The sequence below is a fragment of the Martinezella sp. CNPSo 3795 genome (assembly GCF_057784475.1).
This window is the reverse complement of sequence record NZ_JBXSOQ010000005.1, coordinates 366,848-381,252: the sequence shown is the minus strand read 5'-3', so window position 1 is coordinate 381,252 and position 14,405 is coordinate 366,848. Positions and strand designations below refer to the sequence as shown.

Annotated in this window: 13 protein-coding genes; 4 read left to right on the top strand and 9 right to left on the bottom strand. The window is 63.9% G+C overall.

Going from position 1 to position 14,405, the window contains the following annotated elements; genetic code table 11:
- Positions 1–33 precede the first annotated feature (33 nt).
- The 8 genes from AC13QY_RS17570 to AC13QY_RS17535 all read right to left on the bottom strand — a co-directional run bounded on the left by AC13QY_RS17570 (position 34) and on the right by AC13QY_RS17535 (position 9,244).
- Positions 34–2,586 carry a S8 family peptidase gene (locus AC13QY_RS17570; protein WP_488493740.1) on the bottom strand — a complete coding sequence of 851 codons (2,553 nt, stop codon included), beginning with the start codon at positions 2,584–2,586 and terminating at the stop codon, positions 34–36.
- 52 nt (positions 2,587–2,638) lie between these two features.
- Complete coding sequence (locus tag AC13QY_RS17565) at positions 2,639–3,649, bottom strand: AAA family ATPase (RefSeq protein ID WP_488493739.1); 1,011 nt, start codon at positions 3,647–3,649, stop codon at positions 2,639–2,641.
- Between the two features lie 290 nt (positions 3,650–3,939).
- Entirely contained in the window at positions 3,940–5,793 is a 1,854-nt protein-coding gene (locus tag AC13QY_RS17560; protein ID WP_488493738.1) for a putative bifunctional diguanylate cyclase/phosphodiesterase, read from the bottom strand.
- 221 nt (positions 5,794–6,014) lie between these two features.
- Positions 6,015–6,314 (bottom strand): integrase core domain-containing protein, encoded by a 300-nt coding sequence (locus tag AC13QY_RS17555; protein ID WP_488493737.1) that lies wholly within the window; start codon positions 6,312–6,314, stop codon positions 6,015–6,017.
- Positions 6,315–6,641: 327 nt separating this feature from the next.
- Positions 6,642–7,520, bottom strand: a complete 879-nt coding sequence (locus AC13QY_RS17550) for an SDR family NAD(P)-dependent oxidoreductase (protein WP_488493736.1) — start codon at positions 7,518–7,520, stop codon at positions 6,642–6,644.
- Positions 7,521–7,803: 283 nt separating this feature from the next.
- Positions 7,804–8,211, bottom strand: a complete 408-nt coding sequence (arsC, locus tag AC13QY_RS17545) for an arsenate reductase (glutaredoxin) (RefSeq protein ID WP_488493735.1) — start codon at positions 8,209–8,211, stop codon at positions 7,804–7,806.
- Positions 8,208–8,882 (bottom strand): aquaporin, encoded by a 675-nt coding sequence (locus AC13QY_RS17540; protein WP_488493734.1) that lies wholly within the window; start codon positions 8,880–8,882, stop codon positions 8,208–8,210. The genes arsC and AC13QY_RS17540 overlap by 4 nt, the downstream gene beginning before the upstream one ends.
- Positions 8,879–9,244 (bottom strand): ArsR/SmtB family transcription factor, encoded by a 366-nt coding sequence (locus AC13QY_RS17535; protein ID WP_488493733.1) that lies wholly within the window; start codon positions 9,242–9,244, stop codon positions 8,879–8,881. Before AC13QY_RS17535 ends, AC13QY_RS17540 begins: the two co-directional genes overlap by 4 nt.
- Positions 9,245–9,293: 49 nt before the next feature.
- Between AC13QY_RS17535 and arsH the strand changes: the two genes are divergently transcribed.
- From arsH to AC13QY_RS17520, 3 genes are all read left to right on the top strand, one after another.
- A complete protein-coding gene (gene arsH, locus AC13QY_RS17530; protein ID WP_488493732.1) occupies positions 9,294–10,022 on the top strand; it encodes an arsenical resistance protein ArsH in 729 nt (242 codons plus the stop codon).
- Between the two features lie 258 nt (positions 10,023–10,280).
- Positions 10,281–11,240: an ArdC family protein gene (locus AC13QY_RS17525; RefSeq protein ID WP_488493731.1), complete on the top strand. Its 960-nt coding sequence runs from the start codon at positions 10,281–10,283 to the stop codon at positions 11,238–11,240.
- A complete protein-coding gene (locus AC13QY_RS17520) occupies positions 11,237–11,611 on the top strand; it encodes a DUF2958 domain-containing protein (protein ID WP_488493730.1) in 375 nt (124 codons plus the stop codon). The genes AC13QY_RS17525 and AC13QY_RS17520 overlap by 4 nt, the downstream gene beginning before the upstream one ends.
- Positions 11,612–11,651: 40 nt before the next feature.
- On the opposite strand, the gene AC13QY_RS17515 is transcribed toward AC13QY_RS17520, so the two are convergent.
- Complete coding sequence (locus AC13QY_RS17515; protein ID WP_488493729.1) at positions 11,652–11,945, bottom strand: hypothetical protein; 294 nt, start codon at positions 11,943–11,945, stop codon at positions 11,652–11,654.
- Positions 11,946–12,212: 267 nt separating this feature from the next.
- Here AC13QY_RS17515 and AC13QY_RS17510 point away from each other — a divergent pair, with 267 nt between their 5' ends.
- Positions 12,213–14,351 (top strand): ParB/RepB/Spo0J family partition protein, encoded by a 2,139-nt coding sequence (locus AC13QY_RS17510; RefSeq protein WP_488493728.1) that lies wholly within the window; start codon positions 12,213–12,215, stop codon positions 14,349–14,351.
- Positions 14,352–14,405 lie beyond the last annotated feature (54 nt).

The window sequence follows — 14,405 nt, the reverse complement described above, 5'->3', positions numbered from 1 at the left end:
GGCCACCCCCCCGTTTCTATTCAACTTGACGCGCTAACCGAGTAGCACCTCAATCTCCTTGTTCTCAACAAGCGTGCTGATCTCGCTATAGAGATCGATATTCTGGCCGGGCGCAGAGATTGAAATGACCAGAGCATACCGTGCTTTGTCAGCCACGCGCTTCTGTCCAACGTGCGACTTCCACCATCCGCCCACCGGGTAGACCGCGATCGCGTCGTGCCCCGCCAGTTCGATCGCCCGGCCGCGCCACAAGTCGCAATGCAGCGAGCCCGCCTGAATAGCTTTTGGCCCAAGAAGCCAGCAACTGGCCTCGCCATCGGCTTCGGTGCCGTCCTTCGCTTGGCTCGCCGAAATCCTGCTACGAAACCGGGCTGCAGTCTCGGTGCGCTTCTTCATGTCAAATCGCAGCCCGAAGGAGCGGTATGTATCCGGCCGCGTAGCCGCCTTGCCCGCCAAATTCGGCTCGACGAAGTACGACAAGGTGACCTTCATCGTCACGATCTCGTTCTCGAGCGCCTCCAGCGCTGCTTTGGGCCAAGGCAGGTCATAGAAGTGCATCTCGTTGAAGACTCCGGTCCGCCCATCGGCGCCGATCGCAAAGGGCTGAATCTCCGCCTGCGCGACCAGCGTGGCGTCGTTTCGCGCCGACTGGATCGCTCGCTCAATGTCCGGCACGCCGTAGCCAAACTCCCGGAGCATCTCCTGTTTCTTGCCCTTGGTAGCCGCTTTCCCAGTCTTCCAATGGGCTCCGGTGCCGATGAACCTATTCCGGATCGGTTCGGGCCATCGGGCAGAATCAACGGTCAGCGCGCGATGCGTCTCGGCCCACAGGCCCGGCCTGGCGGCTTGCAGGCGGCCGATGAAGTTTCCAGCCATGCCAGCGGCTGCGCTCGTGGCCCAGAACGGGACCAGCGGTTCAGCCGCGACATCGGAGCCGGCCGACAGGAGGGAGACGGCCGGGTCCCACCCGCAGAATCCGGTCGCGTCGGAGACCATGTTTCCGGCCTCGAACAACACTTCCGGTTTTATCGGGGTCAGGTCGTCCGGCAGCGACTGCGAGCCACGACTAAACGGGCTGCGATGATTGGCCGGGACCGCGGCCTGCAACACCGGCGGCGGCGCCGGCGGCTGCTCCTTGCGCGTGAAGCCGCCAATAGTAAGGGCGTTCCAGCTCTGTGATGGATCCTCCAAAGGCTGCGATGGCAGGACATCCACCGCCATGCCACCAGAGACGTTCCCGGTGGCGACGACAATCAGCCTCTTGGGGCGCTGAGCCGCCGAAACGGCGTCATCAGCCTCGCCCGGCATTGCGCCCGCCGCGATCTGGTCGATCGCACCGCTCCAAGTCGATGGCCGGCTCGGAGGGAAATCGGTGGCGGATGTGGCGATGCAAAAGCTCCGCACCACATCTGGGCGCTCGATCTCGACAGAACTGACAGCGCCCTGGGTCACCACCCCGTAGCTGGGCGGCTTAGTTGGAGGAAACCCACCAGGCGGCAGCAGCTTCATCGATTCTGCGCCATGGGTCAGTTCGACAGGGCGCGCATCGTTCATCAATGGTTCGAGGTCGCCGTAAAGGACGAGCCCCGCAAGCGGTGTGCCGTGACCACCGAACGGTGCGTGGTCATCCGCGCCCCAGGCAGAATCGTAAGCCCAAGCCCCGCGCAGGCCGGGCGCGATCAAGGGATGAGCCGCCATGACACCTGTGTCGAGCGCACAGACCACGGGTGCGTCCGGAGACGGCGCGCTGACGCGCTGCGCCAGCTCGTCCACCCAATCATGCTGTCCGAGGCCAGTCTCGCCACGATCCAGAAAGGGCTCAATCGTCCCGATCGCGCGGCGGATCTCGGTGATGGCACCTGGCACGCGCGCCGCGAACGCCGCCACTGCCGCAGCGGCCGCGTGCAGGAAGACAACCGTCGTATCGGGGAAGATGAGGCGATCGTCATGCACATCGATGTTTGCGTTGCGAGCCGCAGCGACGAGGCGATCCGCAAGCGCGACCGGCTGGCGAACCCACAACTCCCACCAGACGACGTCCGGCGCCGTCAGGTCCACCTCGCCGGTGAACAGCGATCCGGCCTCCGCCGCCCTGACTTCCTCGATCACCTCAAACCGCTCGACATCGGGACGTCGTTGATTGCCAGGATCGCGGCCGTAGTCGGTGATGCGATTACGCAGGAAGGCGCGCGCATCATCGGGCACGAACAGCAACGCGCTTTCGGTGCGGTCTTCGTTGCGTTCCGATCGCAGGATCACAACGTCCTGTGTGGGGAACTCCAAGGCCGACGGGACCTTGACGGCTTTGGTCCGCGAGCCTTCCGCCGGCGGCAACGTCGTGACCTCCACCACTGTACCGGATTTCAGACCCTGCACTGACAGCCGCGGATCCGAAGCTGCAACCGGAACGGCCCCTAGCGCTTCCGAGAGCTGATCGAGGAGCTGGTTCGCATGCGCCGCATAGTCTCCACGAAGGGGTTTGCGGTCCTGATTGCGGGATGGGAAAGTGTAGGCTGCTGTCTCACGAAAGACGTCGATCGGGATATGCGGTCGGTCTCTCGCATCGAAATTATCGGGCTCCGCCATAGGCTCCTACTTCTTCATTCGCGTTCCATTCGATCCGTTCGGCGGAGCCTGCCTAACGGCTGGGTTGGCGACGGAATTTGCCCTTCAGCGTCTGTCGATTTTCGAGTGCGTCGCGCAAGGCGTCGGGCGACACCTTCGACGCGCCTTCCAGAATAGCGTCTTTGACGACGGCATCGGCGGCGCGGACCAGTTCGCCCTGGCTGAGGCCATTGAGCGCGGCTTCAATCCCCGCCCACGCCTTTGCAGCGAATTTGAACTTGCCCAGACGGCGTTCGAGGACGGCCCGTGCAGACGCCGCGTCCGGCAGCGTATATTCGACCACCTCGTCGAAACGGCGGGCCAACGCTTCGTCCAAAATCTCGACATGATTGGTCGCCGCCAGCACGAGACTATCAGTGGAATTCGGCTCCTCCATGAAGGCCAGCACCGAATTCAGAACGCGACGAATTTCGCCGACATCGTTCGGGTCGCCACGGCGCGCGCCGATCGCGTCGAACTCATCAAGGAGGTAGACGCCGCGCGTCTGCGCGATCTGATCGAAGAGCAAGCGCAGCTTGCCCGCTGTCTCGCCGAAGAATCGGCTGAACAGCGCTTCAAGCCGAACCGTGAACAGGGGTAGCCGCAATTCGCCGGCCAAAGCCGAGGCTGTCATCGTCTTGCCCGTTCCGGGCGGCCCGACGAGGAGCATGTGTGTGGCGGGTATCTGACCGTGTTCGCGTAGGGTCACCCGTTCCTGCTGCTGCCGCACCACGCGGCCGAGCCGTTTGGCGATCTCATCGGAAAGGACCATGCTCGAGAGCGCAACTTTGGGATAGGCACTCTCTACGAGACCCTGCAATTCGCCGCGCGGTCGGGCGAGCGGAATCGGAGTTTGGCCGCCGGCGGGCTTGCCGGTCTGGCGTTGATCACGCGCCTTCTGAACAAGCCGCTTCAGCTTCTCAGCATCGTCTGAACGACCCTGACGGGCTTCCTGAGCGGCGATCTGCAGGGCGATCGACAGGAGCTGGTCTTCATCACCGTCGATATGCGAATTCAGGAGCGCGAGAATCTGTTTGGTCGACATGCTCGCCTCCTTTCTTTGGTCCGGCCTCGCTATACTGTTGCTTGCCTAGATGCTTCCGGCTCTCGCTCGCTCCGTCAACGCTAGCGGAATCCGTCTAAAAATGCCACTGTTTCCTTCTACCGCAGAGCTTCCTAAACACTCTTTTCGCGGGTTAGTCGACATACACGTGGAGGCGGTTGTCGGGAATGCGCCTACCGCCCTCCGTGCTGAGTTAGCCACGCAACCGAGACCCGAACTTTTGCGAGCGCTCGGCGTCCCGCGGGATGGGGCGAGGCGACCGTCGATGCCCTTTAGCTAAAGGCGACTCGTGGCAACCCTTGGTCCAGGCTCACAGGACCTTGAGTCACGTCGCGCCTACTCGCGTAAAGTGGCACAACGCCCATGGCTCCTGTCGCGTGTCGGCCGAGAAGCGCGCTGGTAGTCTCCCGGTCGGCCGGATATGCGAAAGCGAAGCCTTGGCCGAGCTTGCACCCCATCGACCAGAGCTGGCTCGCTTGGACCTCCGCCTCAATGCCTTCGGCAACAACGCTGATACCCAGGCGGTCCGCGATCTCGATCAATCCCTCAACGATGATCATGCTGGGATCGTCTGGCCAGAGCCGGGCCGTAAACGCCTGGTCGATCTTGATGATGTCGATCGGCACGGTCAGCAGATGCGTCAACGAGGCGTAGCCAGTGCCGAAGTCATCGAGCGCCACCCGCACCCCGGCAGCTCGCAGCGCTTTAATCTCGCGCGCGACGACCCGGTCGCGGCGCCCCATATAGACGTCTTCGCTCACCTCGATCAGCAGTTGGCCGAGCGGAACGCCGGCTCGGTCAAATGCGTCCGAAACCTTTCGGACAAGGCTGCCACTGTAGAAATCCGCGGTTGAAACATTCAGCCCGACGTAACCGATAGGGAGCCCCTGATCGCGCCAGTGGACTATATCATCGGCAACGATCGTCACCATCCGCTGTGTCAGCCCGGCAGCTACGTGAGCGTCTGCGGTAGCCTCGTGAAAGGCGCTGGCCGGGATAAGCTCATCATCCTGCGTCCTTAGGCGGCACAGCGCCTCAAGCCCCACGATCTCGCCCGTGTCGAGACTGACAATCGGCTGGTAATGTGCGTGAATCCGGCCATCTGCCAACGCATCGGCGACATCGCGAATGGCGTCGCGCCGGTGCGTGATCCGCGTTCCGATCCCAGGCCAGTAACGCACGAATCCGCCGCGGCCGGTCTCCTTGGCATGATAGAGCGCGAAGTCGGCCGCCTCATTAACTGCAACCGCCGTAAGCTCGGTCTGGCCGAGCACCGCTCCGCCGATGGTCGCACGAGGCACGACCGAATGACCTTCGCACACGGCAGGAGCCTCAAGATCCCGAAAGATCCTCTCCGCCGCCGCATCGAGATCCGCTAGGGCGCCAGGCGCCTGCACAATAACCGCAAACTCATCGCCGCCGAGCCTGAAAGTCACGTCAGGCAGCATGACGCGCGATATGCGGCCCGCAGCGACACGGATCAGCGCGTCTCCTGCAAGATGGCCGAACGTGTCGTTGACGATCTTCAGGTTATCGAGGTCTATAACGAACAAACCCCACGACCCCGGATTGTCGCATCGTATGTTCGACAGCGCCGCATTGAACGCCGAGCGATTTGGCAGCCCGGTAAGCGCATCGATGTTGGCTCGACGCTCGCGATCAACGGATCGTTCGTGGCGGCGCAGCGCCGTTGCGCAAAGCTCAACGCAGGCGTCGATCAGCTCGCACTCCTGCGCACTTGGAGGCCGCGACTCTCTTGAATAGACCGCCAGCGTCGCGACCACATCGCCCAGCGCGCCAATCACCGGGAACGACCAGCAAGATTGGAGGTCCAGGCCCTCAAGGAGATGGATGAACCCAGCGAACCGCGGGTCGTGTGTTATGTCCTCGACCACAGCGGGTTTGCGAAGATAAGCCGCCATTCCGCATGAGCCGACGTCCGGGCCGATCATAATGCCGTCGAGAGATGCGCTGTAGGAGCTCGGCAACGCTGGGGCCGCCAATGGATGAATTAGGCCCGCGCGATCGACAGTGAGAATAGAACAGGCGACGCCCGGCAATGCGGCTTCGAGGCATGCACAAATCTGGCCCGCAGTTTTATCAAGCGGCTCGCAGTCGGCGATCATTCTCAGTATATTGTTTTGCAGTCGAAGCACGGATCCCGGACCACCTCTCAATATGAATGCACGGCCCGACTATAATAGCTGTCGATGAACAACCTGCGATTAGACTTGCTAAATCTTTAATTAACGAACCTGCCCGCCTCCAAAGACGCATAAATGCAGGCTGCTGAGATTTAGGCGTATTTTGCGCTTCCGCCCTTATTTTGGTGCAATTCGTGGACCGACTACAGACTATCCTTCACGATCGCCGCCCACACGGCCAGCATCTCCCCCTCAAGCTGATCATCCTCCGAAACGACAACGCTGAATACAGCGAGCGTGCCCGCGAACTCCTTGGCGTCCAAGACGCCACGCGCCTGAAGGGTTATAATAAGCATCGCCAGCGCCTTTCCCTGGGCCGCAATCAACGCCCGTTCTTCGCCGGAAAACCTTGGGTGGCCGAAACGCTCGTCTCGGATAAGTCTCCAGAGACGACGAACAAATCCATTGCGCTTTGGCGCTGATCTATCAGTGGTCGTAGTCACGCCAAATCCCCCGCCTCCTTCGGATCGTTCGTCGAGTGCGCGAACTGGAACGCCGCCAAGCGTCTCAGCACTGCCAGGACACCTGCGTCCTATCGATCCCCGGCAGTCTTCCAATGACTATGCGTAACAATCACGGGTTACGCACCACAAAGACGACTATTATGGTCGTTCTATGCCACGTGATGTCGGTTCTGACCACATGCGGTACGCCCGAGTTTAGCCGTGTATCTTGCTTGTCGCAGTTTTCGCCGGCCGGCCGTAGCTGGGATATCCTAGCTACGGTCCATCCATCTCGCATGAGGTTTCGCTTCGCGGCCTACTCGGCTGCTACATTCCGAACCCGCCCGACACTTCGATGTTTTCCCCCGTCACCCACGCGAGATCGTCGGACAGTAGAGCTGCAATCGCGCGTCCGAGGTCTGCCGGCTCTCCCAGTCGTCTCAGTGCAGTCTCGGCTGCGATGGCAGGGATGACTTCTGGATGACGAGCAAATCCGTCATTGCCGAGTCTGGTCCTGGTGGGGCCTGGCGCGACGCCATTCACTCGGATGCCGCGCGGCGCAAGTTCCTTCGCCATGTACCTCGTCAGGGTGGTCAATCCGCCCTTCATCGCCGCATATGCAGAAAATCCCGGCGATACGCTGGTCGGCATCGTGGCCGAACTGGTGACATTGACGATGGCACCCCCGTCTTTCAGCGACGGGAGTAGCCCCTGGCTCATGAAGAAGTGGCCCTTGAAGAGGACGCGATTCATTTCGTCGAACGCGGCCTCTGTCGTCTCCGGGAACATGGCCATGATGGACATGCCCGCGTTATTCACCAGATAGTCGAAGCGGTCAGTGTTCCACTCTCGCCTCAGCGCTGCCCGAACGCTCTCCTGGAACTGCGAAATGCTGTCCATATGGTTCAGATCCATGTGGAACAGCACCGATTTCGCGCCACGCCGTTCGGCCTCTTCGGCCATTCGACGCGCGCCCGCTTCGTTGTTCCGATACGTGCCGATGGTGCTGACACCGCGGTCCGCCAAAGCCAGCGCGGTCGCATATCCGATCCCGGAGCTGACGCCACTGATGACAGCAATCTTGTTGACACCTCTCCCCTGAGTGGCCGCCCCCGATCCGGCGCCTTCCTGAGCCCGTGCGGTCTGTGCCAGCGTCGCCGCTGCGACGCCCATCCCCATTCCCAGCAATACCTTTCGACGTTCCATATGCTTGCTCCTGTCTGAGGTTCATTCACCTCTGCAGGATAAGCTCCCTCCGACATACGTTATATAACTAACGATCCCTTATTGCTTATCAACAGTCCAGATATTCATCTGCCGACGCTGTCACATTCCGAGCGCGCGTTGGCTGAGCGCTGGACGTGCGGCGACCGATGTTGGGGAAAGCGTTCCCCCGCGCCCGATCCTGTCGTCTCGGCCGACCCCTTCTGCGGTGGAAACCCCCAGGCTGTGCGAAACTCCCGCGGCTCGCCCCCGTAAGGCGGCGGGCTTAGATCTTCACGACCTCGGCATCTTCCTTGGTGAAGCTCTCCGGCTGTCGATCGAGCAGGCCGAGCACGGCTTCGGATGGCCGGGAGAGTTTTACGCCCTTGGGCGTGACGACGATCGGCCGATTCACCAGGATCGGATGCTGGACCATCGCATCGAGAATCCGATCGTCGGCCATGCTCGGATCGAGCAGGCCGAGTTCGGCGGCCGGCGTGCCCTTCTCGCGCAGGATGTCGCGCGGTCGCGCGCCCATTGCTGTGAGCAATTCCTCAAGCTGCGGTCGCGTCCACCCCGCCTGGAGATATTCGGTGACGGTCGGTTCGTAGCCCGCGGCCCGGATCATGGCGAGCGTGTTGCGCGAGGTGCCGCAGGCCGGGTTGTGGTAGATGGTGATCGGGAAATCGCTCATGCGGGACGCTCCTGTCTGAACAGCCAACCGCAGAACGCCGCCGCGATTGCAGCGCCTGCGAGCTGGGCGAGGATGAAAGGTGGAACCGACGACGGCGCAATGCCGGCGAAGCTGTTGCTCAGCGATCGTGCGACCGTCACGGCCGGGTTGGCGAACGACGTCGAGGCCGTGAACCAGTAGGCTGCGGTGATATAGAGTCCGACGATGAGCGGCGTTGCGTCCGGGCGAAATCGAAGCGAGCCGAGTATGGCGGCGATCAGGCCGAAGGTGGCGACGCTTTCTGAAAACACCTGCGCAGAGCCATCCCTTAGCTTCGTCGAGATTTGAAACGCCGTCTCGCTGAACATGAGGTGCGCGACCCACACGCCCATGATCCCAGCGGTTATCTGGACCACGATGTAGGCGAGCGCGACCGGTGCCGTGATCTCCCGTCGCGCTGCGAACACCAGCGTCACGGCCGGGTTGAAATGGGCGCCGGAGATCGGGCCGAACATGGTGATGAGCACCACCAGCCCCGCGCCGGTTGCGAGCGTGTTGCCGAGAAGCGCGATGGCGAGGTTCCCGCCGGACAGCCGCTCCCCCATGATGCCCGAGCCAATGACGATCGCGAGCAGAAGTGCCGTGCCGAGCGCCTCGGCGGCGAGCCGGCGTGGCAAGTCGAATGGGATCATGATTGCGTGCCTTCGTTCCCGGCGGCACAACAGGCTGCGCGGTTCACGACCTCGGCCAAGGGGGCGCAGATTTCGGATGCGCCCTGGCAGCAATCTTCCATGAGGAAGCCGAGCAGTCCGGCCATGCGATCGTACGACGCTGTATAGATGATCGACCGGCCCTCACGCCGGGAGCCGATCAGCTCGGCATGGCTCAGCACATTGAGGTTGGCGGACAGCGTGTTTGGCGGCACGCCAAGGCGTTTGGCAATCTCGCCCGCCGGGAGGCCCTTACCCCCTGCCTGCACCAGCATACGGAAGACGGCGAGCCGGCCTTCATGGGCCAGTGCGGATAAAGCGGTGACGGCGAGCTTGATTTCCATATTTCCACGATATTAGAAGTATCGTGATTTGCCAAGCCAGAGTATCCCGATGACAGACAGCTTTCCCGCGCTCGATCCTGCGTTCCTTGATCCGCCGACCCTCGATAAACTCGCCCCCGCTCGCTCATCGTCGCACCCGCCAAGGTTCCTCCTCCTCTACGGCTCGTTGCGCGAGCGCAGCTACAGCCGCTTGCTGATCGAGGAGGCCGACCGGCTCCTCCGTAGCTTCGGCGCGGAAACCCGCATCTTCGATCCGCGCGGGCTGCCGCAGCCGGACGATGCCCCGGCGGATCATCCAAAGGTGGTTGAGCTGCGCGAGCTTTCGATCTGGTCTGAGGGTCATGTCTGGTGTTCGCCCGAGCGCCACGGCGCGATGACCGGCATCTTCAAAAGCCAGATCGACTGGTTGCCGCTTGAGAGTGGCGGCGTGCGGCCGACGCAGGGGCGCACGCTTGCCGTCTGCCAGGTGTCAGGCGGCTCTCAATCGTTCAACGCCGTCAACCAACTTCGCGTTCTCGGCCGCTGGATGCGGATGATTACCGTGCCCAACCAGTCATCGGTCGCCAGAGCCTATGAGCAGTTCGATGAGGCCGGTCGCATGAAGCCGTCTTCCTATTACGAGCGGCTCGTGGACGTGATGGAAGAACTCTACAAGTTCACGCTCCTGACCCGCGATCGGGTGGATTATCTTGTCGATCGCTATAGCGAGCGGATGGCCGAGGGGCGCGTTCCACATGGCGCTCAACACATCGCCGCTGCGATGAGCGGGACCGAATGAGCCTGACTCATCGCTGCTAAGGTTGAGCCTGTTTGCTGCTGGGCTTGCTGTTGCTTCACGGCGAATGACATAATCTCTCGACCATCCGGAGGCCGGGGGGGGGGAAAGCCTTCCCCTGCGACCGAGCCTTTGTCTCGGCCGACCCCTTCTACGGGGAGACCCCGCAACGCCCCCTCAGAGTGAGAGTGCGGACCGGCTTTGCCGTGACGGGTTGAGAGCTGGGAGAGAGTCTTCCGGCGCCCGTCGCGGAGATCCGCGATGTCCAGAAAGACCGCACCCGCTCGCGCCGGCCAAGACCGGACGAGCCTCTACGACGAAATCACCGGCAAGATCATCGACGAACTGGAAGCCGGCCGCGTGCCCTGGGTCCAGCCTTGGGGGACCGCGGCGGCGAAAGCGCCGCTCGCCATGCCGAGAAACGCCGCCACCGGCCGCCATTATTCCGGGATCAATGTGTTGATCCTCTGGGGCGCCGTCATCGAGCACGGCTTTCCCGGCCAGAGTTGGCTCACCTTTCGACAGGCGCTGGCGCTCGGCGGCAATGTCCGCAAAGGCGAGCGCGGCACGACTGTCGTCTATGCCGACCGCTTCGTGCCCGACGACGAGAAGCGGCGCGCCCGCGAAACCGGCGACGAGGCCCAGGCGATCCCGTTCCTGAAGCGCTTCACGGTGTTCAACGCCGCGCAGTGCGAGGGCCTGCCGGAGGACGTCGCGATCGTCGTGCCGCCGCCGGCGCCGAACCTGATTGAGCCCCAGGTCGAGGCGCTGATCCGCGCCACCGGCATCGACTTCCGCATCGGCGGCAACCGCGCCTTCTACGTGCCGGCGCTCGACTATGTGCAGGTCCCGCCGCCCCAGGCCTATTTCGAGCCGATCAACTGGCACCGGACGGCGCTGCACGAGCTGGGTCACGCCACCGGCCATCCGTCGCGCCTCGGCCGCGACATGACGGGCGGCTTTGGCACCAAGCAATACGCGTTCGAGGAGCTGGTCGCCGAGATGAACGCCGCCTTCTGCTGCGCCTCGCTCGGCATCGTGCCGACCGTGCGCCATGCGGATTATATCGGGTCCTGGCTCGAGGTGTTGCGCGAGGACAATCGCGCCATTGTCCGCGCCGCCAGCCAAGCGAGCAAGGCTGCCGACTGGCTGCTCGGCTTCGTGCCGGCCGACGGGGCCGCGCTGTCGGCCGAACCCGCGATCGACAGGAGGGCCGCATGATCCTCCTAACGGACGAGCTGCGCGAGCAGCTCTTGGCCAACGGCCGTAACCGCGACGCAGACCACATTCCAGTGGTGAAATTCTTCAATCCCCTCGGCCAAGGCGTCTGGCTCGCGACCGAAGTCGACGAGGACGGCGATACGCTGTTCGGCTTGGCCGACCTGGGCGAACCCGAACTCGGCTCCTTCAGCCTGGCCGAGATGACCGCCGTGCGCCTGCCATTGGGCCTCGGCATCGAGCGCGACATCCTGTGCCTCTATCCGATCTCGGCCTGGGCCGAGGTGGCGCGCCGGACCGGCGGCATCCGCGAGGCCGAACGCGTGCTTCACGCCGTCCGCCGGGCGGCGTCGGGCTCGTCCGTAGAAGCGTAGATCCGTGGAGGCGGGTCTGCACTTTTGCGTCTTCTCTCGTTTACGACGAGACGCTGTCCTTCAGCAGGCCCGCCCAGACGGCGAGGATCATGCCCTCCAGGTTATCATCCTCGCCGACCAAGACGCTGAAAACGCCGAGCAGGTCGGAAAATTCCCGAACGTCGAGATGACCGCGCGCTTGCAGCGCGGTCGCCAACATCGTCAGCGCCCTGCCGTTGGCGCCGATCAGCGCGCGCTCGACCTTGGTCAATCGCGGCCGCGATCTCCGGCGGCCAAGCACCGCCAGCCAGTCGCGCCATGGCGTCCGCGCGCCACCCCTCACCACCGTGTCCATCGCTTCCTCCGATCGCCCCGAGCGCCGGGCGATCCGACACGCGCGCAGCTGCCGCGGCGCGTCTTCGTCTCCAACCGCACCGACAAAGCGACTATTATAGTCGTCTTTCGGTGAGGCCAGAGGCTTGCGCGCGAATGTATCTAGATCGGTCCGGTCGCCGCGTGTTGAGGCGGCGGCCAGAAGAGAGTGAGAGGGAGGACGGGATTTTCGTGACGGGTTGGAGGTTGAGAGAGAGTCTTTCGACCGCCCGTCGCGGAGTTAATCCCGATGGCTACTGCAGTTCAGAAGATCGTCCTGTCGTCCTCGCGCGACATCCCCTTCAACAAGCTGGTGCTCAGCCAGTCCAATGTCCGGCGCGTGAAGGCCGGCGTGTCGATCGACGACCTGGCGGCCTCGATCGCGCGTCGCGGCCTGATCCAGAGCCTCAGCGTCGTGCCCGTGGTCGATGCCGAAGGCCAGGAGACCGGCATGTTCGAAGTGCCCGCCGGCGGCCGCCGCTTCCGCGCCCTGGAGCTGCTGGTCAAGCAGAAGCGCCTCGCCAAGATCGCCCCCGTGCCCTGCGTCGTGCGCAAGCGCGACGACGAGGTCCTCTCCGAGGAGGTCTCGCTGGTCGAGAATATCGACCGCGCGCCGCTCCATCCGCTGGACCAGTTCCGTGCGTTCCAGGACATGCGGGTGAAGGGCAAGACCGAGGAGGAGATCGCCGCGGCGCTCTTCGTGCCCGTGCAGGTGGTCAAGCAGCGCCTGCGCCTCGCGGCCGCGTCGCCCACCTTGCTCGACGTCTATGCCGAAGACGGCATGACGCTCGACCAGCTCATGGCCTTCACCGTCACCGACGACCATGCCCGCCAGGAGCAGGTCTGGGAGGCGATCAAGGACGCCTGGTCGAAGGAACCGTATCAGATCCGGCGCATGCTGACCGAGACGACGGTGCGCGCCTCGGACAAGCGGGCCGTGTTCGTCGGCGTCGACGCTTATGAGCTGGCGGGCGGCATCGTCATGCGCGACCTGTTCCAGTCCGACGATGGCGGCTGGCTGCAGGATGCGGCGCTGCTCGACCGGCTGGTCGCCGAGAAGCTGAGGGCCGAAGCCGAGACGATCGCGGCCGAGGGCTGGAAGTGGATCGAGGTCGCGGTCAGCTTCCCCTACGACGCCACGCGCGGCCTGCGCGAGCTGCAGGGCGAGCCGCTCGACCTGACGGCGGAGGAACAGGCGACGATCGAAGCGCTCAACGCCGAGTACCAGAAGCTCGAGGCCGAGTATGAGGACGCGGACGAACTGCCCGACGAGGTCGACCAGCGGCTCGGCGAGATCGAGACGGCGCTGTCCGCCTTCGAGACCCGTCCGGTCCGCTTCGAGGCCGAGGACATCGCCCGCGCCGGCGTGTTCATCAGCATCGCTCATGACGGCAGCGTCGCCATCGATCGCGGCTACGTCCGGGCCGAGGACGAGGCTCCCGAACCCAACGCCGAGACCGATGGGGACGAGACCGGAAGTCAGCCGGGCGAACCGGGTGCGCCTGCCGTGCAGCGCGCCGTCATCACGATCGGCGGTCAGCCCGTCGAGGCGGAGGACGACGAGGACGACGCGATCAAGCCGTTGCCCGAACGCCTAGTCATCGAGCTGACGGCCTACCGCACGCTCGCGCTGCGAAACGCCGTCGCGGAAAACCCGCACGTCGCAATGACCGCGCTCCTCCACAAGCTGGTCTCCGACACCTTCATGACCCGCATGTACACGGGCGCCATGGAGGTCGGGGTGAAGCACATCTTCTTCCCGGCGCAGGATGATGGGTTGAAGGACAGCCCGTCCGCACGCGCGGTGCAGGACCGTCACGCCGCCTGGGCCGGCGACATCCCGAAGGACGACAACGCCCTGTGGGACTGGCTCGCGGGCCTGGACGATACCAGCCGGATGGCGCTGCTGGCGCATTGCGTCAGCTATGGCGTGAACGCGCTCTATGAGCGGCCGAACCCGCACAGCGCCGGTGGCGTGTCGCAGCACACGCTCGACATGCGGCTCGCCCAGGCCGACCGCCTGACGAAGGCGACCGGGCTCGACCTGGTGGAAGCCGGCTGGCGCCCGACCTTCGGCAACTACCTCAACCGCGTCACCAAGCCCCGCATCCTGCAGGCGGTCCGCGAGGGCGTCGGCGAACAGGCCGCGCAACTCATCGACCACCTGAAGAAGGGCGACATGGCCAAGGAGGCCGAACGACTGCTGGCCGACACCGGCTGGCTGCCCGAGCCGCTGCGCCTAATCGACGATGCCGAGGCATCCACGGCGGAGGTCCTGGCCGGCGGCGAGGACGACGACGCGGCGCTGCCCGCGTTCCTCGCCGGTGATGACGAGCACGTCACGGCTGAAGCCAACGACGATGATGCGCATCTCGTCGCGGCCGAATGACGAGCCCCCGGAGCGGCTTCGGCCGCTCCAGCCCTTTCCCCGACCGAAGGAGCA